Annotated in this window: 21 protein-coding genes; 10 read left to right on the top strand and 11 right to left on the bottom strand. The window is 64.8% G+C overall.

The genetic code is table 11. The features are described from left to right. The first annotated feature begins 45 nt into the window (after nucleotides 1–45). Nucleotides 46–657: a 2OG-Fe(II) oxygenase gene (locus tag QO207_RS08035; RefSeq protein WP_301531945.1), complete on the top strand. Its 612-nt coding sequence runs from the start codon at nucleotides 46–48 to the stop codon at nucleotides 655–657. Nucleotides 658–682: 25 nt separating this feature from the next. Here QO207_RS08035 and QO207_RS08030 read toward each other — a convergent pair whose 3' ends face one another. Further along, nucleotides 683–1,231, bottom strand: coding sequence for a DUF6160 family protein (locus tag QO207_RS08030; RefSeq protein ID WP_301531944.1), 549 nt, complete (start codon nucleotides 1,229–1,231; stop codon nucleotides 683–685). Between the two features lie 264 nt (nucleotides 1,232–1,495). Between QO207_RS08030 and QO207_RS08025 the strand changes: the two genes are divergently transcribed. Together QO207_RS08025 and QO207_RS08020 are read left to right on the top strand one after the other, a co-directional pair. After that, nucleotides 1,496–1,990 (top strand): DUF523 domain-containing protein, encoded by a 495-nt coding sequence (locus QO207_RS08025; protein WP_301531943.1) that lies wholly within the window; start codon nucleotides 1,496–1,498, stop codon nucleotides 1,988–1,990. Nucleotides 1,991–2,130: 140 nt separating this feature from the next. Beyond that, nucleotides 2,131–2,562, top strand: coding sequence for a DUF4399 domain-containing protein (locus QO207_RS08020; protein WP_301531942.1), 432 nt, complete (start codon nucleotides 2,131–2,133; stop codon nucleotides 2,560–2,562). A gap of 181 nt (nucleotides 2,563–2,743) precedes the next feature. Here QO207_RS08020 and serA read toward each other — a convergent pair whose 3' ends face one another. After that, the gene (gene serA, locus QO207_RS08015; RefSeq protein WP_081515253.1) at nucleotides 2,744–3,973 is read right to left on the bottom strand and encodes a phosphoglycerate dehydrogenase; all 1,230 of its coding nucleotides are present in this window, start codon (nucleotides 3,971–3,973) and stop codon (nucleotides 2,744–2,746) included. A 190-nt stretch (nucleotides 3,974–4,163) separates the two neighbouring features. Between serA and QO207_RS08010 the strand changes: the two genes are divergently transcribed. The 4 genes from QO207_RS08010 (at nucleotide 4,164) to QO207_RS07995 (ending at nucleotide 7,867) form a co-directional block, all read left to right on the top strand. Continuing rightward, the gene (locus QO207_RS08010) at nucleotides 4,164–5,558 is read left to right on the top strand and encodes an FAD-binding oxidoreductase (RefSeq protein WP_301531941.1); all 1,395 of its coding nucleotides are present in this window, start codon (nucleotides 4,164–4,166) and stop codon (nucleotides 5,556–5,558) included. 145 nt (nucleotides 5,559–5,703) lie between these two features. Then, nucleotides 5,704–6,369: a fumarylacetoacetate hydrolase family protein gene (locus QO207_RS08005; protein ID WP_301531940.1), complete on the top strand. Its 666-nt coding sequence runs from the start codon at nucleotides 5,704–5,706 to the stop codon at nucleotides 6,367–6,369. Between the two features lie 87 nt (nucleotides 6,370–6,456). Beyond that, entirely contained in the window at nucleotides 6,457–7,371 is a 915-nt protein-coding gene (locus QO207_RS08000) for an SdiA-regulated domain-containing protein (protein ID WP_301531939.1), read from the top strand. Between the two features lie 118 nt (nucleotides 7,372–7,489). Next, nucleotides 7,490–7,867: a NirD/YgiW/YdeI family stress tolerance protein gene (locus tag QO207_RS07995; protein WP_301531938.1), complete on the top strand. Its 378-nt coding sequence runs from the start codon at nucleotides 7,490–7,492 to the stop codon at nucleotides 7,865–7,867. 171 nt (nucleotides 7,868–8,038) lie between these two features. Here the strand turns inward: QO207_RS07995 and QO207_RS07990 are convergent, their stop codons facing one another. From QO207_RS07990 to QO207_RS07960, 7 genes are all read right to left on the bottom strand, one after another. Beyond that, on the bottom strand, nucleotides 8,039–9,070 hold the full coding sequence (locus QO207_RS07990) for a histone deacetylase family protein (RefSeq protein ID WP_301531937.1): 1,032 nt from the start codon (nucleotides 9,068–9,070) through the stop codon (nucleotides 8,039–8,041). 55 nt (nucleotides 9,071–9,125) lie between these two features. Next, complete coding sequence (locus QO207_RS07985) at nucleotides 9,126–10,535, bottom strand: APC family permease (RefSeq protein ID WP_301531936.1); 1,410 nt, start codon at nucleotides 10,533–10,535, stop codon at nucleotides 9,126–9,128. 389 nt (nucleotides 10,536–10,924) lie between these two features. Further along, nucleotides 10,925–11,974: an extracellular solute-binding protein gene (locus tag QO207_RS07980; protein ID WP_184587762.1), complete on the bottom strand. Its 1,050-nt coding sequence runs from the start codon at nucleotides 11,972–11,974 to the stop codon at nucleotides 10,925–10,927. Nucleotides 11,975–12,017: 43 nt separating this feature from the next. Beyond that, on the bottom strand, nucleotides 12,018–12,806 hold the full coding sequence (locus QO207_RS07975) for an ABC transporter permease (RefSeq protein WP_301531935.1): 789 nt from the start codon (nucleotides 12,804–12,806) through the stop codon (nucleotides 12,018–12,020). Then, nucleotides 12,803–13,717 (bottom strand): ABC transporter permease, encoded by a 915-nt coding sequence (locus tag QO207_RS07970; RefSeq protein ID WP_301531934.1) that lies wholly within the window; start codon nucleotides 13,715–13,717, stop codon nucleotides 12,803–12,805. Before QO207_RS07970 ends, QO207_RS07975 begins: the two co-directional genes overlap by 4 nt. Further along, complete coding sequence (locus QO207_RS07965; protein ID WP_301531933.1) at nucleotides 13,714–14,763, bottom strand: ABC transporter ATP-binding protein; 1,050 nt, start codon at nucleotides 14,761–14,763, stop codon at nucleotides 13,714–13,716. The genes QO207_RS07970 and QO207_RS07965 overlap by 4 nt, the downstream gene beginning before the upstream one ends. Before the next feature lie 434 nt (nucleotides 14,764–15,197). Further along, nucleotides 15,198–16,214: an AraC family transcriptional regulator gene (locus QO207_RS07960; RefSeq protein WP_301531932.1), complete on the bottom strand. Its 1,017-nt coding sequence runs from the start codon at nucleotides 16,212–16,214 to the stop codon at nucleotides 15,198–15,200. A 135-nt stretch (nucleotides 16,215–16,349) separates the two neighbouring features. On the opposite strand from QO207_RS07960, the gene QO207_RS07955 reads away from it, so the two are divergent. Both QO207_RS07955 and QO207_RS07950 read left to right on the top strand, forming a co-directional pair. Next, complete coding sequence (locus QO207_RS07955; protein WP_301531931.1) at nucleotides 16,350–17,282, top strand: SdiA-regulated domain-containing protein; 933 nt, start codon at nucleotides 16,350–16,352, stop codon at nucleotides 17,280–17,282. A 55-nt stretch (nucleotides 17,283–17,337) separates the two neighbouring features. Next, entirely contained in the window at nucleotides 17,338–18,111 is a 774-nt protein-coding gene (locus QO207_RS07950; RefSeq protein ID WP_301531930.1) for a CatB-related O-acetyltransferase, read from the top strand. Here the strand turns inward: QO207_RS07950 and QO207_RS07945 are convergent. After that, the gene (locus tag QO207_RS07945) at nucleotides 18,075–18,407 is read right to left on the bottom strand and encodes a YegP family protein (RefSeq protein WP_301531929.1); all 333 of its coding nucleotides are present in this window, start codon (nucleotides 18,405–18,407) and stop codon (nucleotides 18,075–18,077) included. The two genes, QO207_RS07950 and QO207_RS07945, sit on opposite strands and share 37 nt — an antisense overlap. Before the next feature lie 91 nt (nucleotides 18,408–18,498). After that, nucleotides 18,499–19,170 carry a ribose-5-phosphate isomerase RpiA gene (gene rpiA / locus QO207_RS07940; RefSeq protein WP_301531928.1) on the bottom strand — a complete coding sequence of 224 codons (672 nt, stop codon included), beginning with the start codon at nucleotides 19,168–19,170 and terminating at the stop codon, nucleotides 18,499–18,501. A gap of 189 nt (nucleotides 19,171–19,359) precedes the next feature. On the opposite strand from rpiA, the gene ilvA reads away from it, so the two are divergent. Continuing rightward, nucleotides 19,360–20,886 (top strand): threonine ammonia-lyase, biosynthetic, encoded by a 1,527-nt coding sequence (gene ilvA / locus QO207_RS07935; protein ID WP_301532079.1) that lies wholly within the window; start codon nucleotides 19,360–19,362, stop codon nucleotides 20,884–20,886. Nucleotides 20,887–20,922 lie beyond the last annotated feature (36 nt).

Below are 20,922 nucleotides of genomic sequence, written 5' to 3'. Positions count from 1 at the left end.
TTGCCCCGCTTGTCGAGCCACCGGTGCCGGACGTTACAATGCACGATGAAATCCGACGCCCATTTTCCCCTCCTGCAAAGCATCGTGGACGACCTCGCCGACAAGGGCTGGTCGCAGCAGGACGGCTTTCTTTCCGACGCCCTGATCGCCCGCCTGGCGAGCGAATGCCGTGCCCGCGATGCGGCCGGCAAGCTCGCCGCGGCGGCCACCGGGCGCGGAGACGGGCAGGCGGTGCGCGAAGGCATTCGCGGCGACCGCATCCAGTGGATCGAACCCGGTCAGTCCGAGATCTGCGACCTCTACCTGGGCGCGCTGGACGAGCTGCGCCTGGCGATCAATCGCTCGCTCTATCTCGGCCTGGAAGATTTCGAGGGGCACTTCGCCCTGTATCCGCCGGGCGCCTTCTACCTGAAGCACCTGGACCGCTTCCGCGACGACGACCGGCGCATGCTGTCGGCGGTGATCTACCTCAACCACGGCTGGCTGCCGGAGCAGGGCGGCGAGCTGCGCATGTACTTCAGCGACGGGCAGACCCTGGACCTGTCGCCGGTGGCCGCGCGCCTGGTGGTGTTCATGTCCGGCGACTTCCCCCATGAGGTGCTGCCGGCCAGCCACGAGCGCCTGTCGCTGACCGGCTGGTTCCGCCGCCGCGCCTGAGCCCGAGGCTCAGTGCCCCCAGGCCTTAGTGGCCCCAGACCTTGATGGTGCCGCTGATGTCCTGGATGTCACGGATCTCGATGGTGCCCAGCCGCCCGTTGCCGACGTAGACATCGCCGATCACCCGCATGCGGATGGTCTGCGCCGGCAGGCCGCTGGCGTTGAGCTGCTGGTTGATGGTGGTGAGGTCGGGCAGGGTCAGGGCGAGTTGCTGCTGGCCGCCGGCACCCTGTACCACGTCCACCTGCAGGGTCGGCTGCTCGATGCCGAAGATCGGCAGGCTCAGGCCCAGCTGCGCGGCGCCGTAGGGCAGGCTGCCGCCACGTCCGTCGGGGCAGTCGCTGGCGCTGACGCAGCCGTTGTCGATGAACACGTTGCGCATGGAGACGCTGCCGCCGTTGTCGTTCCAGGCGATGCTGTCCATGTGCGCCAGCACATCGGCGCGGATGCTGATGCCGTCCTGCCCGGTGATCGCGCCCAGACGCTCGTTGTCCAGGCTCTGCAGCTCGGCAAAGGCCATGGGCAGGTAGGAAAGTGCCGCGAAAGTCGCGGAATAGAGGAACAGGCGGGACATGGCGGGCTCCTTGGCGATTGGCCGATGCGCGAGTCTGGGCGGCGCCCCGCGCAGCGGCCAGTGCCGGATGGCCGATCCCGTCGAAGGTTGTGCTCGGCTGGCGCGCAGACGGCTGCCGACGACCGGCGCGGCGCTCAAGGACCCGACTTTCGGCGGGGCGGAAACCTGTTGCGACACAAGCCGCGAGGAAAGTTGCGTTACCCGGCGTGACCGGCAAACGGCGAGCGGCTAGTCTGTCCCCTTCCAAAAGGGAGTGATTCGCCCATGCAGAAGGTTCTCGTCAGCCGCTGCCTGCTTGGCCATCGCGTCCGCTACGACGGCGGGGCGCACGGGCCGTTCGACCTGCTATCGCGCTGGCTGGACCAGGGGCGGGTGGTCGCGCTATGCCCGGAGGTCGCCGGCGGCCTGCCGACGCCCCGCGCCCCGGCGGAGATTCCCGGTGGCCAGGGCATGGCCGTGCTGGAGCGTGCGCGCCCGGTGATGACGGTGGAGGGCGAGGATGTCAGCGACGCCTTCCTGCTCGGCGCCGAAGAGGCCATGGCGCTGGTGCGCCACCACGACATCCGCCTGGCGGTACTCAAGGCGCGCAGCCCGTCGTGCGGCAACCGCGAGAACTACGACGGCAGCTTCAGCGGGCAGAAGGTCGCCGGTGAAGGCGTCACCGCTGCTGCGCTCAAACGCATGGGCGTGCTGGTCTTCAGCGAAGAGGAACTGGACGCCGCCGCCGTCTGCCTGGCCGGGCTGGAAGCCGGAGGCTAGAGCGGTTTCCGACAACCGAAGAAGCATTCTTTTGCTTGAGCCTGACGCCCAGGCGCCTATGCTTGTGCGTTCCATGCGGAAAGCGAAGCCGGCCTGAGCGGGCCTTCGCCTTTTCGATTGTCATGCAGAAGGAGAAGAACATGAGAACCATGCTGCCTTGCCTCGGCCTTGCCGCGCTGCTCGCCGGTACTTCCGCCATCGCTGCGGAAATCCCGCGCACCCCGGCCCCGGAAGGCGCCAAGGTGTACTTCATCTCGCCGGCCGACGGCGCCACGGTCGACAAGACCTTCACCGTCAAGTTCGGCCTCAAGGGCATGGGCGTCGCCCCGGCCGGCGTGGATTCGCCGGCCACCGGCCACCACCACCTGCTGATCGATCTCAAGGAGCAGCCGGCGATGAACATGCCGCTGCCGATGACCGACCAGATCAAGCACTTCGGCAAGGGCCAGACCGAAACCGAAGTGACCCTGCCGCCGGGCAAGCACACCCTGCAGCTTCTGGTGGGCGACAAGAACCACGTGCCGTTCGACCCGCCGGTGGAGTCGCAGAAGATCACCGTCAACGTCAAATGACGGGAGATCGCTTCAACCGCGGGCTGACATACGCGTAGGAGCGGACTCTGTCCGCGATAGGTTCGCCACGCGCCGGATACCGATCGCGGACGGAGTCCGCTCCTACGTGGCGTTGAGTTCCGAGCCGTTGAAACGAAAAAAGGAGGCCGAAGCCTCCTTTTTTCTTGTCACCGAGCAGCGCTTAGAACAGCACGCGGCTACGGATGGTGCCGTTCACGTGCTGCAGCTTCTCCAGCGCCAGGTCCGAGTACTCGGCGTCGACGTCGATCACCACGTAGCCGACCTTGTCGTTGGTCTGCAGGTACTGGCCGGAGATGTTGATGCCGTTGTCGGCGAACACCTTGTTGATCTCGCTCATCACACCCGGAATGTTCTCGTGGATGTGCAGCAGGCGGTGCTTGCCCGGGTGCGACGGCAGGGCCACTTCCGGGAAGTTGACGGAAGATACCGAGGTACCGTTGTCGCTGTACTTGACCAGCTTCTCGGCCACTTCCAGGCCAATGTTGGCCTGGGCTTCGGCGGTGGAGCCGCCGATGTGCGGGGTCAGGATCACGCGATCCAGGCCGCGCAGCGGGCTCTCGAACTCGTCGTCGTTGGACTTGGGCTCGACGGGGAACACGTCGATGGCAGCGCCGATCAGGTGCTCGTCCTTGATCGCGGCGGCCAGGTGGTCCAGCTCGACCACGGTGCCACGGGCGGCGTTGATCAGGATGCCGCCTTTCTTGATGGCGCGGATTTCCTTCTCGCCGATCATCCACTGGGTGGACGGCAGTTCCGGCACGTGCAGCGAGACGATGTCGGACATGCCGAGCAGCTCGTGCAGGTTGCCGACCTGCTGGGCGTTACCCAGCGGCAGCTTGGTCACGGTGTCGTAGAAGAACACCTGCATGCCCAGTGCTTCGGCCAGGACCGAGAGCTGGGTGCCGATCGAGCCGTAGCCGACGATGCCCAGCTTCTTGCCGCGGATCTCGAAGGAGTTGGCAGCGGACTTGATCCAGCCGCCGCGGTGGCAGGAAGCGTTCTTCTCGGGGATGCCGCGCAGCAGCAGGATGGCCTCGGCCAGCACCAGTTCGGCGACCGAACGAGTGTTGGAGTAGGGCGCGTTGAACACGGCGATGCCGCGCTCGCGGGCCGCATTCAGGTTGACCTGGTTGGTACCGATGCAGAAGCAGCCGACGGCGATCAGCTTCTTGGCAGCGTCGAAGACTTCTTCGGTCAGCTGGGTGCGGGAGCGGATACCGATGAAGTGTGCATCGGCAATCTTTTCCTTCAGCTCGTCACCGGACAGTGCGGTCTTGAGGTACTCGATGTTGGAGTAGCCGGCCGCCTTGAGGGTGTCGACGGCGTTCTGGTGCACGCCTTCAAGGAGAAGGAATTTGATCTTGCTCTTGTCGAGAGAAGTCTTGCTCATCTGCTTTGAACCTGTAGTCCCGGAGTGTGGCGAGAAATTGAACAGCTCAGGCCGGACCGGCCGGTGCCAAGCTTGGCGCCAGGTGGCGCTCTGCGTGGGGTGCGTATGCTAGCATGTTCTCCCTTTTCCTTGCCCGGTTGCGACCTGAGCTGTTCTCAGGACGACCATGAACCATTTGAGAGTTCCTCCAATGACCCGCGACGCCCTGATCGAATCGCTCAAGCCCCTGCTGGATGCCGGGAAGCTGCTGACAGACGCCGATTCCCTCGAGACCTATGGCAAGGACTGGACCAAGCATTTCGCCCCGGCACCCCTGGCGATCGCCTTCCCCAAGAGCACCGAGCAGGTGCAGGCCATCGTCCGCTGGGCCAATGAGCACAAGGTCGCGCTGGTTCCCTCGGGTGGCCGTACCGGTCTCTCCGCCGCCGCCGTCGCCGCCAATGGCGAAGTGGTCGTGGCCTTCGACTACATGAACAAGGTGGTGGAATTCAACGAATTCGACCGCACCGTGGTCTGCCAGCCGGGCGTGATCACCAAGCAGCTGCAGACCTTCGCCGAAGAGCACGGCCTGTACTATCCGGTGGACTTCGCTTCCTCGGGTTCCAGCCAGATTGGCGGCAACATCGGCACCAATGCCGGCGGGATCAAGGTGATTCGCTACGGCATGACCCGCAACTGGGTGGCCGGCATGAAGGTCGTCACCGGCAAGGGCGACCTGCTGGAACTGAACAAGGACCTGATCAAGAACGCCACCGGCTACGACCTGCGCCAGCTGTTCATCGGCGCTGAAGGCACCCTGGGCTTCGTGGTCGAGGCGACCATGCGCCTGGAGCGCCAGCCGAAGAACCTCACCGCGATGGTCCTTGGCACCCCGGACTTCGACTCGATCATGCCGGTGCTGCACGCCTTCCAGAACAAGCTGGACCTGACCGCCTTCGAGTTCTTCTCCGACAAGGCCCTGGCCAAGATCATGGCCCGTGGCGACGTGCCGCCGGCCTTCGAGACCGACTGCCCGTTCTATGCCCTGCTGGAGTTCGAAGCGAGCACCGAGGAAGTGGCCAACGAGGCGCTGGCGACTTTCGAACATTGTGTAGAGCAGGGCTGGGTGCTCGATGGCGTGATGAGCCAGAGCGAACAGCAGCTGCAGAACCTGTGGAAGCTGCGCGAGTACATCTCCGAGACCATCTCCCACTGGACGCCGTACAAGAACGACATCTCGGTCACCGTCGGCAAGGTCCCGGCCTTCCTCAAGGACATCGACGATATCGTCGCGGCCAACTACCCCGACTTCGAGGTCGTCTGGTTCGGCCACATCGGCGACGGCAACCTGCACCTGAATATCCTCAAGCCCGAGAACCTGACCAAGGACGAGTTCTTCGCCAAGTGCGCGACCGTCAACAAGTGGGTGTTCGAGACCGTGCAGAAATACAACGGCTCCATCTCGGCCGAGCACGGCGTGGGCATGACCAAGCGCGATTACCTGGGTTACTCTCGTTCCGAGGCTGAAATCGGCTACATGAAGGCGGTCAAGGCGGTGTTCGACCCGAACGGGATTATGAACCCCGGCAAGATCTTCGCCGAATAAGCTGCTGTATCCAGAAGGGCCGGTTAACCGGCCCTTCGCACGTCAGCGTCACAGGAAGTGGCGCGTACGCCGGCAGGATGCGGGCAACCGCGCGGGATCACGAGCACCGCGCGGATCATCTCTTCCATGCGTTCAGGAGTCGGTCATGAGTTACCAGCACCAGTATGTCGATGGCACCCCGATCCATTTCACCCTGGGCAAGGTGGTCTGCGTCGGCCGCAACTACGCGGAACACGCCAAGGAGCTGAACAACCCGGTACCGACCGAGCCGCTGCTGTTCATCAAGCCCGGTTCCTGCACCGTCTCCCACGCCGGCGGCTTCGCCATCCCGGAAGATCGTGGTTCGGTGCACTACGAGGCGGAAATCGCCGTGCTGATCGGCAAGCCGCTGTCGCGCAAGCCGAGCACCGAGGAAGTGCTGGATGCCATCTCCGGCTACGCCCCGGCGCTGGACCTGACCCTGCGTGACGTGCAGGCCAAGCTTAAGGAGAAGGGCCTGCCCTGGGAGCTGGCCAAGTCCTTCGACGGCGCCTTCGTGCTGGCGCCCTTCGTCAGCGCCGACCACTTCCCGGACCCGACCGATATCGGTATCCGCCTGGTGATCGACGGCGAAGTCCGCCAGGACGGCAACAGCCGCGACATGCTCAACCCCATCGTGCCGCTGATCCAGCACATCTGCGGGCACTTCTCGCTGCAGCCGGGCGACGTGGTTTCCACCGGCACTCCGGTCGGCGTCGGCCCGCTCAAGAGCGGCAGCGACGTGGTGCTGGAACTTCCCGGCGCCAGCCGCTTCGAAAGCCGCGTGCTGTAATCCCGATCTGTCCCGCCGAAGGCCGCCATCTGTGCGGCCTTCGCTTGTTGCGGGATGCCTTGTCCGTGCTGTCCAACAAGAGTCTTCATGACCATGTCCATCCTTCGTCGTCGCTGGCTGCTGCTGGCGCTACTGTTCGCCTTGGTGGTGCTCGGCTATCTGGTTGCCCGTTTCCACTGGGATGACCGCGGCCGCCTCTGGCTGCGCGAGCAGGACACCAGCGCCCAGGCGCGTTCCGAGAGCATCTGGTTGCCCGGCTATCGCGCGGTGATCCAGGCCAAGCCGCTCAAGGGCGGTATCGAAGGCCAGGAGACTTCCGACCTGGCCTACAACCCGGTCACCCGCACGCTGTTCACCGTCACCGGCAAGAAGCCGCTGCTGGCCGAGCTGTCGCTCACCGGCGATGTACTGCGGGTGATTCCCCTGCTGGGCATGTCCAACCCCGAGGGCGTGGCGGTGCTGGAGAACGGCAACATCGCCGTGACCGACGAGCGCAAGAACTCCCTGACCATCTTCCACGTCGACCCCGAGACTCGCGAGCTGAGCACCGAGAAGCTGTCCAGCTTCGACCTCGGCCCGCGCGGCAAGAAGAACAAGGGCATCGAAGGCATTGCCTGGGACCCGCGCCAGCACCGCCTGGTGCTGGGCCAGGAGCGTGATCCGCTGGCGCTGTTCAGCCTGCCCAGCGATGGCGGGCCGAGCCTGAATGGCGCGCTGCAGCCGATGCCCAGCGACTTGCTGATGACCAACGTCTCGGCGCTGAGCATCGACCCGCGCACCGGCCATACCCTGGTGCTGTCGGCGGAATCGCACCTGCTGCTGGAGTTGGACGAGAAGGGCGAGCCGATCAGCTTTATCAGCCTGCTCGGCGGCCTCAATGGCCTGAATGACCGCATTCCGCGAGCCGAGGGCGTAGCCATTGACGAGCAGGGCACCATCTACATGGTCAGTGAGCCGGACCTGTTCTACGTGTTCAAGCGAGAAGCAGCCAAAACAGATTGATCCAGGGCGGGGGAGTGCGGGTCGGATGGCTTTAAGGTTGGGTTAAGTCCGGATTCAGGCTGGTTTCAGCCACCGGTCCTAAGCTGAACCCATCGAAAACGCCCCAGGAGGCTCATCCATGAAACTGACTCATCTCCCCCTGATCGCTGCCGCTGGCCTGTTCTCCACCTTCACCCTGGCCGCCGGCTACACCGGCCCGGGCAGCGACGCCAAGCCTGCTGCCGCCACTGCGCAGGTCACCACCGTCAAGCAGGCGCAGTCCGCCCACGACGACACGCCGGTGGTGCTGGAAGGTGTGATCACCAAGCGCATCAGCGGCGAGCACTACGAGTTCAAGGACGCCACCGGCAGCATCGAGGTCGAGATCGACAACGACGATTGGCCCGCTGGCGCGGCAGTCTCCGAGAACACCAAGGTGCGCCTGACCGGCGAGGTCGACCACCACAAGCTGAAGGCCACCGACATCGATGTGGATCGCGTCGAAATCCTTCAGTAATCCAGCTGCAATGAAAAAGCCGCGCCGGGAATCCCGGTGCGGCTTTTTTGTGCTCTTCGTAGGAGCGAGCTTGCTCGCGAACAACCTCCGTGCATGCCGAGCCCATCGGCGTAGCAGCACGGTTCGCGAGCAAGGACTGGATGTCCCCTCGGTCTTACAAATGAGGTGGCGTCAGCCGATGCTTTCAAACCCCTGCAGCACATTGATCGCGTTGATGCCGATCTCTTCCACCGCGTAACCGCCCTCCATCACGAACAGCGTCGGCAGGCCGAGCTTGCCGATGGCTTCGCCCATGCGCAGGTAGTCCGGGCTGTCCAGCTTGAACTGGGAGATCGGGTCTTCCTTGTAGGTGTCCACGCCCAGGGAAACGATCAGCACGTCCGGCTTGTACGCCGAGATCTGCCGGATTGCCGCCTGCAGCGCCAGGCTCCACACCGACCAGTCGCTGCCCGAGGCCAGCGGATAGTTGAAGTTGAAGCCTTCGCCCACGCCCTGGCCCTTCTCGTCGGCGTAGCCGAGGAAGTAGGGGTACTCGAAGCGCGGGTCGCCGTGGATCGAGGTGAACAGCACGTCGGCGCGGTCGTAGAAGATGTCCTGGGTGCCGTTGCCGTGGTGGTAGTCGACATCGAGGATGGCCACGCGGTTGGCGCCCTGGTCGAGAATCGACTGGGCGGCGATGGCCGCGTTGTTGAAGAAGCAGTAGCCGCCCATGAAGTCCGCCGAGGCGTGGTGGCCCGGCGGGCGGCACAGCGAGAACACCGAGCGCGCGCCCTTGGCCAGTTCGGCCTGGCCGGTCATCGCCACGTTCACCGAGCTGAGCACCGCCTGCCAGGTGCCGGCGGTGATCGGCGCGCCGGCGTCCAGGCTATAGAAGCCCAGGCGACCGTCGATGCTGTCCGGCTCCTTCTGCCGCAGGCGGCGGGTCGGCCAGGCGATGGGCAGCATGTCGTGGGTCCGGCCGGTGGCCAGCCAGTCACGCCAGGCGTGCTGCAGGAACCGCACGAAGCCTTCGCTGTGCACCCTCAGGATGGGGTCCAGGCCGAAGTCCCGCGGGGCCTGGATATCGCCCAGTTTCACCGCCTTGGCCCGATCCAGCACCATGTCGGCGCGGCTGGGCTTTTCGAAGCAGGGGGTGAACTGGCCGCCGATCAGCTCGTGCTGACCGTGGTGCAAGCGATGGTCGTCGGTATAGATCGTCAACATCACGCGCTCCTGAGGGCGCCTCCGGGCGCCCGTTGGGTTCTTGTTAGCTCTGCCGTCAGGCGTTTTCCTCGAAATTCACACTCGGTGCCTTGCGACGGAAACCGCCGGTATGCACCGCCAGATAAGCGAAGCCGACTGCGAACCAGCTCAGGCCGACGATCAGCGTCAGCTGCGAGAGGCTGGTCCACAGCCACAGGGTCAGGCAAAGGCCGATGAACGGGATCGCCCCGTAGACCAGGATGTTCTTCGCGCCGCGACGGCGCTCGACGCCCAGGTAGGTACGGATCACCGCCAGGTTGACCACGGAGAAGGCCACCAGCGCGCCGAAGCTGATCATCGAGGCGAGGGTGGTCAGGTCCAGCACGACCGCCAGCAGGGACACGGCGGACACCACCAGGATCGCCACCACCGGAGTCTGGAAACGTGCGTGCAGGGTGCCGAACAGGCTGCGCGGCAGGATGCCGTCACGGCCCATGGTGAAGATGATGCGCGACACCGAGGCCTGGGACGCCAGCGCCGAGCCGATGCAGCCGGCGATGTAGGCGGAGGTGAAGAAGTTGCCGAGGAACTGGCCGCCGGCCTTGAGCATCACTTCGTTGGCCGCCGAGTCGGCGTTCTGGAACACGCTGCCGGGGAATACCAGTTGGCTGATGATCGCCAGCAGGGTGAACATCAGGCCGGCGATGACGGTGGTGATGATGATCGCGCGGGGGATGTCGCGGCGGGCGTCGCGGGTTTCCTCGGCCATGGTCGAGACCGCGTCGAAGCCCAGGAACGACAGGCACAGCACCGCAGCGCCAGCCATCAGCGGGGCGAAGCCGGGCTGGCTGCCGTCACCGACGAAGGGCAGGCTGAAGTCGATGGCGGCGCCGCCGGCCAGGGTCTTGATCGACATGACCACGAACACCGCGATGAACACCAGCTGCGCGCCGACGATCACGTTGCTCATGCCGGCGACCTGGCTGATGCCGACCACGTTGAGCACGGTGACCAGGGCGATGGAGGCGACCACGAACATCCAGGCCGGAATTTCCGGGAAGGCGATGTTCATGAACAGGCCGATGAGCAGGTAGTTGATCATCGGCAGGAACAGGTAATCGAGCAGCAGCGACCAGCCGGAGAGGAAGCCGACCACCGGGCCGAAGCTCAGGCTGGTGTAGGAGTACGCGGAGCCGGAAATCGGGTACTTGCGCACCATGAAGCTGTAGGACGCCGCGGTGAACAGCATCGCCAGCAGGGTGATCAGGTAGGCGCTGGCGGTACGGCCGCCGGTCATCTCGGTGACCACGCCGTAGGTGGTGAACATGGTCAGCGGGACCATGTAGACCAGGCCGAAGAAGACCAGGGCGGGCAGGCCCAGGACGCGTTTCAGGCGGGCGTCGGCGTTGGCCGGAGTGCCGTGCTGCGTATTGTGTTGAGTGCTTTGTTGAACGTGTGCAGTGCTGGCGCTGTGTTGGCTGGCCATGGGGGAATCCTCGCGATTTTTATGATGGCTTGCGGGCGGGCGGCGTTCGGTGGCCGTCCTGAAGTCGTCGGCTTGCGGCTCAGCCGCAGCGCTGACGACGCGCGAGGAATGAGGGTGTGTGCTGCAGGTTGACGCAAAAGCTGGTCATGGGCGTTCTCGGGGCATTTGTTCTTGTGGATAACGCGCTCGCGTTCCCTCGGGAAATCCCTGCGCCATCTGTGATGGTGCAAGGGCTGGCCGCCTTTCCAGCCGCTCCCTGCGCGAGCCGCCCGACTCTAGCAACCAGGGGTGCCGGGCAGAACCCTGCAAAGGGTCAAAAAGGGATCGAAATGGCCAAATTGGCTGTCAGGGTCACCCGGCGCGCACCGCCGCGCCGGGTGACTTGCAGGTCATTTCTTCAGCTTGGTCCAGACCTTGGAGCGCAGCTGCAGGGCTTTGGGCGAGCACAGCTTGAAGGGCTTCAGGCGGTCCAGCTTGTCCGCCGGGGTGTTGATCGCCGGGTCGTCGAACAGCTCCTTGTCCATGAACTTGTCCGAGCCTTCGATCGCGTTGTTGTACTTGGCGAAGTTGGAGGCCAGGGCGATGTTCTCAGGCTGCATCATCCAGTTCAGGAAGGCGTGGGCCTCCTTGATGTTGGTGGCGTCCTTGGGAATGGTCAGGTTGTCGATGAACAGGCGCACGCCTTCCTTGGGATAGACGTAGACCAGGCTGGCGCGCTGGGCGTGGGCGCGGTGGAAGGCGCCGTTCCATTGCTGGTGCATGGAGACTTCGCCGGCTGCCATGCGCTCGATGGTGCCGTCGCTGTTGTACATGGCCAGCATCGGTTTCTGCTTGAGCAGCAGGTCCTGGATCTTCGCCGCCTCTTTCGGGTCTTCGGTGCACTCGTCGATGCCCAGGAAGTAGGACGCCGGGGCGTACAGTTCCTCGATGGAGTTGAGCGCAACCACCTTGCCTTTCAGCTCTTCCGGCGGCTCGAAGAACGGCTTCCAGCTTTCATCCAGCTTGCCGCCCGGTACCTTGGCGCTGTCGTAGCTGTAGCCGGTGGTGCCCCACAGGTAAGGGATGGAGTAGTCGTGGCCCGGATCGTAGGACAGGGTCTTGAACTTGTCCTTCAGGTTGGCCAGGTTCGGCAGCTGCGACTTGTCGAGCTTCTGCAGCAGGCCTTCCTTGACGAAGATCTCGATGAAGCTGTCGGACGGCACGACCACGTCGTAGGCGCCGCCGCCGGCCTTGAGCTTGGCCAGCAGGGTCTCGTTGCTGTCGTAGGAGTCCAGGGTGGCGTGGATGCCGGTGTCCTTTTCAAACTTCTTCAAGAGCTCCGGCGGGAAGTAGTCGGACCAGTTGGCGAAGTGCAGGGTGCCGTCGGCATGGGCGCTGCCAGCCAGCAGCAGGCTGGCGGCGACGAACGCGCGGGCGATGGGGGTACGGCGGAATTTCATCGGTGAAGCTCCTTGCAATGTTGTTTTGATTGGCGGCAGGAGGTCAGCGGCGACGCTGGCCGACGTAGTACGACAACGCAACGAACGCGATGGAAATCAACAGTATTATTGAAGATATGGCGTTGATCTTCGGGGAAATCCCCATGCGGATGGAGCTGAAGATGTACACCGGCAGGGTGGTGGCCCCGGCGCCGGCGACGAAGTAGGTGATGACGAAGTCGTCCATCGAGATGATGAACGCCAGCATCGCACCGGACACGATCCCCGGCGTCAGCAGGGGGAAGGTCACCTTCCAGAAGGTCTTCCATGGCGAGGCATAGAGGTCCGCCGCCGCTTCCGCCAGCCTGGGGTCCATGCCTTCGAGACGGGCGCGGATCGGCAGGTAGGCGAACGGAATGCAGAACACGATGTGCGCCAGCAGGATGGTGAACAGCGACAGCTTCAGGCCAATGAAGGCGAAGAACATCAGGGTCGCCACGGCGGTGACGATCTCCGGCACCAGCAGCGGCAGGCCCAGTACGCCGCTCATCAGCGTCTGCCCGCGGAACGTGCGACCGCGCATGCCCAGTGCGGCAAGCGTGGCCAGGGTGGTGGCGACCAGGGTGGCGAGGGTGGCGACGATCAGCGAGTTCTTCGCCGCGCGGAGGATCTCCGGGTCGTCCGCCACCACCGAGTACCACTTCAGGCTGAAGCTTTCCCACAGCGTCGCCGACTGGCCGCTGTTGAAGCTCAGCACCACCAGCACGAAGATCGGGATGTAGAGGAAGGCGAAGAAAAGCCAGGCGGCGGGGCGGACCCCGGTGAAGCGCCAGAGCGGGTTGGCCGACTTCATGGGTGACCTCCCGCGGTGCCCTGTTTGAAGCGCATGCTGTAGATCAGCATCGCCAGCAGCACGAAGGCCAGCAGGGCGAAGGACAGCGCCGCGCCGAACGGCCAGTTGTGCGCCGTGCCGAACTGCAGCTGGATCAGGTTGCCGATCATCAGCGACTTACCGCCCCCGAGCAGCTCGGGAATGATGTAGCTGCCCAGCGAGGGGATGAACACCAGGATGCAGCCGGCGACGATGCCGGGCATGGCCAGCGGGATGATGATCCGCTTCAGCGCCTTCCAGCGGTTGGCGCCAAGGTCGAAGGCCGCTTCCACCAGGCGCCAGTCCATTTTCTCCAGGCTGGTGTAGATGGGCAGGACCATGAACGGCAGGTAGGTGTAGAGCAGGCCGATGATCACCGCGTTGTCGGTGTAGAGGATGCCCAGGGAAGCGTTGGAGAAGCCCAGCCCGTGCAGTCCTTCGTCGATCAGCCCGCCGTTGCGCAGCAGCAGCATCCAGGCATAGACCCGCACCAGCAGGTTGGTCCAGAACGGTACCGTGACCAGGAACAGCAGCAGGTTGCGCCGGCGCTCGTCCTGCAGCGCCAGGTACAGCGCAGTAGGGAAGCCGATCAGCACGCAGCCCAGCGTGGTCAGGATCGACAGCCAGAACGAGCGCTGGAAGATGCCCAGGTAGTCGGCGTTGAACGCCAGGCTGTCGTCCAGGTCGCGTTCCCAGAGGAAGTTGATGTAGGCCTCGACGGTGTGCTGGCCCCACTTCACGCCGCCGTAGTCGCCCGGTGCCTGGATCGACACGGCGAACATGATGCCCAGCGGCAGGACCAGGAACACGATCAGCATGATCATCGCCGGGCTGGTCAGGGCCAGGCGTTTGAGCAGCGATTGGCGTTCCGCTTGTGCGCGCAGTGTACTCATTCGGCCAGCACCCGGATGGCGGTGGCGGGAATGCGGACCCGCACCCGCGCGCCGGGCGCGTGGGTGGAATGGGCGCCGTCGCGGTTCTGCTGACGGACCCGGAAGCCGCCCTGACCGGCGACATTGAGGTGGTACACGGTGTCGGTGCCGACGTAGACGATGTTCTCGACCACGCCTTCGAGCTGGCCATCCTGCGCCAGCTCGGTGCGCTCCGGGCGGATCGCCAGGGTCACCTTGCCGGGCAAGGTGGTGGCGGCCGGCAGCACCTGGCCGTCGGCCAGGCGCACGCTGTCACCGCTGGATTCGCCTTCGAGGAAGTTGGTCTCGCCGATGAAGTCGGCCACCAGTCGATTGACCGGCGCCTCGTAGATTTCCGTCGGCGTGCCGATCTGCATGACCTTGCCGCGACTCATCACCGCGATGCGGTCGGACATGGTCAGCGCTTCTTCCTGGTCGTGGGTGACGAAGATGAAGGTGATCCCGGTCTCGTGCTGCAGGCGCTTGAGTTCGATCTGCATTTCCTTGCGCAGCTTGAGGTCCAGCGCGGACAGCGATTCATCGAGCAGCAGCACCTTGGGCCGGCTGGCCAGGGCGCGGGCCAGGGCGATGCGCTGTTGCTGGCCGCCGGAGAGCTGGTCGGCGCGGCGCTTGCCGACGTCGGGCAGGCGCACCAGGTCGAGCATCTTCTGCACGGTGGCGTCGATGTCGCTGCGCTGCTTGCCCTGCATTTCCAGGCCGAAGGCGATGTTCTCCGCCACGGTCATGTGCGGGAACAGGGCGTAGCTCTGGAAGACGGTATTGACCGGGCGCTTGAAGGGCGGAAGGCCTTCCATCGCGTCGCCGTAAAGGCGAATGCTGCCGGAGGAGGGTTGTTCGAAGCCGGCGATCAGTCGCAGCAAGGTGGTCTTGCCGCAGCCCGATGGGCCGAGGAGGGTGAAGAACTCGTTGGCGCGGATTTCCAGTGACACGTCGTCCAGGGCCTTGAGGCCTTGTCCGGGTGTACCGAACTCCATGCATATCCGCTCGATGGTGATCGCGCTGGTCATGCTTGTACCATGCAGTTAAGCAGTTGTTATTGTTGAGGTTTTACGGTTTCTAGGACCGTTTCACCTAGCTGCGGATTGATAATGACCAAGCCGCGGGATGCGCAGAACGATAGATCAGGCCAATAAGGGATAAATCAGGCCAAGTTGAAAATACGCGCTGGAATGCTGGATTTCGGGCGTCAGCGGGGTGTCGTTTCCCAGGCTTTTCGTAGGAGCGAGCTTGCTCGCGAACGGATTGGATTCGGCGTCCAGGCTTGGCCCCGGCCCTCTCCCTAACCCTGGCTGCGCGCCCCGCTCCGAAGGGAGAGGGGACTATCCGGAACGCGCTGCAACTGGAGTGTTAGCCGGCTGACTCTGCGGGGGTGGTGATGCAGAGGACAGCTCCCTCTCCCTTCAGGGAGAGGGCTGGGGAGAGGGTATTCCCGGCCCGCCCCTCAGCCTCGATACAGGCTCGGGCTCGCCCCGCTCCAGCGCTGGAAGGCATGCCGGAAGCTGGCCGTCTCGCTGTAGCCGAGCTGCTCGGCGATCAGGTAGATCGGCAGGTCGGTGTCCTTGAGCAATTGCCGCGCACGGTCGAAGCGCACCTCGTCGAGCACCTGTTGATAACTGGTGTTCTGCTGCTGCAGGTGGCGGCGCAGGGTGCGGGTGGAGCGGTGCAGGTGGCGCGCCACGGTGTCCAGGCTGGCGGTGTCCTGCAGGTGGCTGGCGAGGTGCTGGCGCAACTGGTCGAGCACATCGCCACGGGCGCTGAGCATGCCGCTCATGCGCAGGCACTGCTGCACGCCGTTGTGACAGCTGACCGGGTCGGCCAGCGGCAGCGGTCGGTCCAGCAGCGCCGGGCTGAAACACAGCGCGCTGGTGGGTGCACCGAAATCCACCGGGCAGCCCAGGCGCTCGGTGTAGGTCTCGGCATGCAATGGCGGTCGATAGGCCAGCAGCAGCCGACGCGGCCGCACCGACTCACCGAGCAGGTCGCGGATCACCGTCAGCAGCGAGGTCAGGCACAGCTCGGTGTTGAATACCGTCAGCTCCGGCGCGTAGCGGTAACCGTCGGCGGTCAGGTGGACCTCGTCGCCCTGCGGCGTCAACGCCAGGCGGAAATAGGTGCCGAGCAGCTCGGGAAACGACAGCGCCAGCTGCAGCGCATCGCGCAGGGTGCGGCTGGCTAGCATGCTGTAGCCGAGGATGCCGTAAGCCGAGACGTGCATGCGCAAGCCGAGATAAAGGCCCAGTGCCGGATCGTGGTGGCAGTTCAGGGCGTTGGCGAACACCCGCAGTTCCTGGGCGTGGGTGATCAGTTTCTCCGGGGTCAGCAGGTCCGCCTCGCCGATGCCGCTGCCTTCCAGCAGCTTCGGCCGTGGCACACCGGCGTGGTGCAGCACTTCGGTGGCCAGCACCACGGTGTGCAGCGTGGCTTGCTGGCGCTGTTCGGGGAGCAGGGACTGGACCATCGGGTTGCCTTCTACAGAGGAGCGAGAGGGTCGAGCGGTCTTGCACTAACCTGACTCTAGCCTGCCTGCGGCCTTTAAGTTTGGCTTCAGGCGCTGCTGTCACTCTGCCATGCCAACCTCATCCCCGAGTCCGCCATGCGTCGTCTGCTCAAACCCCGTCGTCTGTTCCTGCTGCTGGCGCTGCTCGCCCTTGCCGCGCTGCTGGCGCTGGGGCAGAGCTTGCGGCTCTACGAGCGCGCCTGGTTCAAGTTCAGCGAATGGCGGCATGCGGCGCAGTGGCAGGACAAATCCCTCTGGCTGCCCGACTACCGCGTCGTGCTGGAGGCGCTGCCGATCCAGGGGCTGGAGGACGATGTCTCGGCACTGACCTACGATCCGGACCGGCAGACCCTGTTCACCGTGACCAACAAGCAGCCGCAGATCATCGAGCTGTCGCTGGAAGGCAAGGTGCTGCGCAAGATCGAGCTGCATGGCTTCGGCGATCCCGAGGCGATCGAATACATCAGCCGCAACGTCTATGTGATCAGCGATGAGACCCACCAGCGGCTGATCCGCGTCGAATTACGCGACGACACGACAGATCTGCGCGTCGAGGACGCCCAGCAGCTCGCCCTGGCCCTGGGGCGCGGCGGCAATAGCGGTTTCGAGGGATTGGCCTACGACTCGGTCGGCAAGCGCCTGTTCGTCGCCAAGGAGCGCAAGCCGGTGCACATCTACGAGGTGCGCGGCTTCCCTTACGAGCAGTCGCAGCAGCCCATCACCGTACACGTGGTGGAAGACCTCAAGCACAACCGCAACCTGTTCGTCCGCGACCTTTCCAGCCTGCAGTACGACGAGCGCAGCGGCCACCTGCTGGCACTGTCCGACGAATCCCGGCTGGTGCTGGAACTGAGCGCCGATGGTGAACCGATCAGTTCGCTGTCGCTGCTGCGCGGCATGCAGGGTCTGCGCCGCAGTGTGCCGCAGGCCGAGGGTATCGCCATGGACGACCAGGGCACGCTGTACCTGGTCAGCGAGCCGAACCTCTTCTATGTGTTCCGCAAATCCGTTCCCGTGGAGTCGCAGTAACAAAAGCGATACAGTTTGCGCCCTCGGAAAAAAGTGGCGTCGAACCGGAGCGTCCATGAATGTCATCAAGGAAGCCCTGCTCAATCGGCGCCTGAACAAGGCGCTGGCCAGCCACCGCTGCCGCCTCTCCAGCGGCATCAAGTCGCTGCGCGACGGCGCGAAGCTGATCCTCGAACCGGGGGTGAAGCTCGGCAAGGCGGAGATCTTTTCCCGCGAACTGGAGATCGGTGCCTATACCGACGTGGTCAGCGGCTGCGAGTTTCTCGACGTGGCGCAGATCGGCCGCTACTGCTCCATCGCCGCCGATGTGGTGATCGGCCAGGCGCGCCAGTCGCATCCGATCGACTGGCTGACCACCCACCACTTCGCCTCCAACGCCAGGCTGATCAAACGCCCGATCAAGCGTGAGCACCCCTATCGCCCCACGGTGATCGGCCATGACGTCTGGATCGGCCGTGACGTACTGATTCTCGACGGGGTGAGCATCGGCACCGGCGCCATCATCGGCGCGCAGTCGCTGGTCAATGTCGACGTGCCGCCCTATGCCATCGTCGCCGGGACCCCGGCGCGGGTGATCCGCTACCGCTTCGAACAGCCGCTGATCGAGCGGCTGCTGGCCAGCCGCTGGTGGGAGTTGCCGCTGGAGGTGCTGGGCGAGCTGCCGCTGGATGATCCGCAGGCCTGCCTGTCGGTCCTGGAGAGGCAGGCTTCGGCGCCGCGTTCGTTGCCAGGTCGGTTGCAGATCAATTCCAAGCCCTTCGCCATCGAGGAGTTGCAGGGGCGTGCGGCGGCTCAGGTGTCATCGCTGATCGGCGCATCCGGCGCGTAGCGCTTAACCGCCGCCACGCCGGCGTCGGCGCTGGCCTTGCTGGCGTACATCTGGCTTTGCCCGACGACCTGGCCGTTAGTGGCCTTGAGCACGAAGTAGTGCTTGCCGTTGCTGGCGATCTTCACTTCGAAGGCGCCTTCGCGCTGGGAGTTGCTGCGTACCGAGTCGATCCCCTGATGAGCCGAGGCCTTGGCCTTGTACAGCTCGCTGGTCAGGACGATCTCGCCGTTGCTGGCGTGCAGATTGAAGTAGAACTGGCCATCGCTGGCCTTCTTCAGATGGTACTTGGCGGCCATGCTGCGTCTCCTGGGGCGGATTGGATCATCCCAGCGTAGACGGCCGCAGGTGCTGCGGAAGGCGCCACCCGGTGGATGGCGCCCGAGGGCGTCAGACTTTGAGGGTCTTCACACCTTCGGCGGTGCCGAGCAGCAGCAGGTCGGCCGGACGCGTGGCGAACAGGCCGTTGGTGACCACGCCGACGATGTTGTTGATCGCTTCTTCCAGCTGCACCGGGCTGTCGATGCGCAGGTTGTACACGTCGAGGATGATGTTGCCGTTGTCGGTCAGTACGCCCTCGCGGTACACCGGGTCGCCGCCCAGTTTCACCAGCTGGCGCGCCACGTGGCTGCGGGCCATGGGGATGACTTCCACCGGTAGCGGGAAGCCGCCGAGGATCGGCACCAGCTTGCTGGCATCGGCGATGCAGATGAACTGCTTGGCGACCGCGGCGACGATCTTCTCGCGGGTCAGCGCGGCGCCGCCGCCCTTGATCAGTTCCAGGCGCTCGTTGGTTTCGTCGGCACCGTCCACGTAGAACTCCAGCTCGCTGACCGTGTTCAGGTCGTAGACCGGGATGCCGTGGCCCTTCAGGCGCTGGGCGGTGGCTTCGGAGCTGGCCACGGCGCCGTCGAACTCGGCCTTGTGCTTGGCCAGCAGGTCGATGAAGAAATTGGCGGTGGAGCCGGTGCCCACGCCGACGATGCTCTTGCTGTCGAGGTGCGGAAGGATGTGGTCGACGGCGGCCTGGGCCACAGCCTGCTTGAGCTGATCCTGGTTCATGGCGAGGGGTCTTTTACCTGGCTGGACGCGAAAGCGCCGGGGAATAATCGAAAGGGCGGATTATAGCGGCCGAAGGCGGGGCGGTGTTGCGCCGCCGGGCAACTGTTATGGTCATCTGCGCGCGGATTGTTCGGTGGCCCGGCCGGCGCCGGCTGGAGTAGACTCGCGGTTCCTCGAAAAGCCGCCGATATAGCCCTTCCGATGCTCGAACAATACGTCAAGAAGATCCTCACCTCGCGTGTCTACGACGTTGCCGTGGAAACGCCCCTGCAGCCCGCCCGCCAGCTCTCCGAGCGCCTGGGCAACCAGATTCTGCTGAAACGCGAAGACCTGCAGCCGGTGTTCTCCTTCAAGATTCGCGGCGCCTACAACAAGCTGGCGCAGCTGAGCCCGGAAGAACTCGCCCGCGGCGTCGTCACCGCCTCCGCCGGCAACCATGCCCAGGGCGTGGCGCTGGCCGCCCGCGAGCTGGGCATCAAGGCCACCATCGTGATGCCGCGCACCACGCCGGAGCTGAAAGTCCAGGGCGTGCGCGCCCGTGGCGGCAAGGCCGTGCTGCACGGTGACGCCTTCCCCGATGCGCTGGCGCACTCGCTGAAGCTGGTGGAAGAGAAGGGCTACGTCTACATCCACCCCTACGACGATCCGGACGTGATCGCCGGCCAGGGCACCGTGGCCATGGAAATCCTTCGCCAGAACCCCGGCCGCATCGACGCGATCTTCGTGCCGGTCGGCGGCGGCGGCCTGATCGCCGGCATCGCCGCGTACGTCAAATACCTGCGCCCGGAAATCAAGGTCATCGGCGTCGAGCCGGACGACTCCAACTGCCTGCAGGCCGCCATGGCCGCTGGCGAGCGCGTAGTGCTCGGCCAGGTCGGGCTGTTCGCCGACGGCGTAGCGGTGGCGCAGATCGGCAAACACAACTTCGAGCTGTGCAAGGACTACGTTGACGAGGTGATCACCGTCAGCACCGACGAAATCTGTGCGGCGATCAAGGACATCTACGACGACACCCGCTCGATCACCGAACCGGCCGGCGCGCTGGCGGTGGCCGGGATCAAGAAGTACGTCGAGCGCGAAGGCGTGAAGGGCGAGACCCTGGTCGCCATCGACTCGGGCGCCAACATCAACTTCGACCGCCTGCGCCACGTGGCCGAGCGTGCCGAGCTGGGCGAGAAGCGCGAAGCGATCATCGCGGTGACCATTCCCGAGCGTCCGGGCAGCTTCAAGGCCTTCTGCGAGGCCATCGGCAAGCGCCAGATCACCGAGTTCAACTACCGCTACAACACCGACAGCGAAGCGCACATCTTCGTCGGCGTGCAGACCCACCCGGAGAACGACCCGCGTGCGGCGCTGGTGCAGCAGCTGCAGGAGCAGGGCTTCCCGGTGCTGGACCTGACCGACAACGAGCTGGCCAAGCTGCACATCCGCCACATGGTCGGGGGCCACTCGCCGCGGGTTTCCGGCGAGCAGGTGTTCCGTTTCGAGTTCCCCGAGCGTCCCGGCGCGCTGTTCAACTTCCTCAACCGCCTGGGCGGGCGCTGGAACATCACCCTGTTCCACTACCGCAACCATGGCGCCGCCGACGGTCGCGTCGTGGCGGGCCTGCAGGTGCCGGAAGACGAGCGTCACCTGGTGGCGGCTGCACTGGAAGAGATCGGCTACCCCTACTGGGACGAGACGGACAACCCGGCCTACCGCCTGTTCCTCGGCTGAGGAGCAGGCAAGGGCCGTGCGTCTGCTGCTAGGCTT

The sequence above is a fragment of the Pseudomonas sp. CAN1 genome, assembly GCF_030462585.1.
GTDB lineage: Bacteria > Pseudomonadota > Gammaproteobacteria > Pseudomonadales > Pseudomonadaceae > Pseudomonas.
This window is presented reverse-complemented; position numbering and strand designations above follow the sequence as displayed.

Coding starts and splice junctions, on each gene's coding strand:
- QO207_RS07980 (WP_184587762.1), bottom strand. CDS start 11,974: ATGAAATTCCGCCGTACCCCCATCGCCCGCGCGTTCGTCGCCGCCAGC.
- QO207_RS07970 (WP_301531934.1), bottom strand. CDS start 13,717: ATGAGTACACTGCGCGCACAAGCGGAACGCCAATCGCTGCTCAAACGC.
- QO207_RS07985 (WP_301531936.1), bottom strand. CDS start 10,535: ATGGCCAGCCAACACAGCGCCAGCACTGCACACGTTCAACAAAGCACT.
- QO207_RS07960 (WP_301531932.1), bottom strand. CDS start 16,214: ATGGTCCAGTCCCTGCTCCCCGAACAGCGCCAGCAAGCCACGCTGCAC.
- QO207_RS08035 (WP_301531945.1), top strand. CDS start 46: ATGAAATCCGACGCCCATTTTCCCCTCCTGCAAAGCATCGTGGACGAC.
- QO207_RS07950 (WP_301531930.1), top strand. CDS start 17,338: ATGAATGTCATCAAGGAAGCCCTGCTCAATCGGCGCCTGAACAAGGCG.
- serA (WP_081515253.1), bottom strand. CDS start 3,973: ATGAGCAAGACTTCTCTCGACAAGAGCAAGATCAAATTCCTTCTCCTT.
- QO207_RS07975 (WP_301531935.1), bottom strand. CDS start 12,806: ATGAAGTCGGCCAACCCGCTCTGGCGCTTCACCGGGGTCCGCCCCGCC.
- QO207_RS07995 (WP_301531938.1), top strand. CDS start 7,490: ATGAAACTGACTCATCTCCCCCTGATCGCTGCCGCTGGCCTGTTCTCC.
- QO207_RS08005 (WP_301531940.1), top strand. CDS start 5,704: ATGAGTTACCAGCACCAGTATGTCGATGGCACCCCGATCCATTTCACC.
- QO207_RS08020 (WP_301531942.1), top strand. CDS start 2,131: ATGAGAACCATGCTGCCTTGCCTCGGCCTTGCCGCGCTGCTCGCCGGT.
- QO207_RS08010 (WP_301531941.1), top strand. CDS start 4,164: ATGACCCGCGACGCCCTGATCGAATCGCTCAAGCCCCTGCTGGATGCC.
- QO207_RS07955 (WP_301531931.1), top strand. CDS start 16,350: ATGCGTCGTCTGCTCAAACCCCGTCGTCTGTTCCTGCTGCTGGCGCTG.
- rpiA (WP_301531928.1), bottom strand. CDS start 19,170: ATGAACCAGGATCAGCTCAAGCAGGCTGTGGCCCAGGCCGCCGTCGAC.
- QO207_RS07945 (WP_301531929.1), bottom strand. CDS start 18,407: ATGGCCGCCAAGTACCATCTGAAGAAGGCCAGCGATGGCCAGTTCTAC.
- QO207_RS08025 (WP_301531943.1), top strand. CDS start 1,496: ATGCAGAAGGTTCTCGTCAGCCGCTGCCTGCTTGGCCATCGCGTCCGC.
- QO207_RS08000 (WP_301531939.1), top strand. CDS start 6,457: ATGACCATGTCCATCCTTCGTCGTCGCTGGCTGCTGCTGGCGCTACTG.
- QO207_RS07990 (WP_301531937.1), bottom strand. CDS start 9,070: ATGTTGACGATCTATACCGACGACCATCGCTTGCACCACGGTCAGCAC.
- QO207_RS07965 (WP_301531933.1), bottom strand. CDS start 14,763: ATGACCAGCGCGATCACCATCGAGCGGATATGCATGGAGTTCGGTACA.
- QO207_RS08030 (WP_301531944.1), bottom strand. CDS start 1,231: ATGTCCCGCCTGTTCCTCTATTCCGCGACTTTCGCGGCACTTTCCTAC.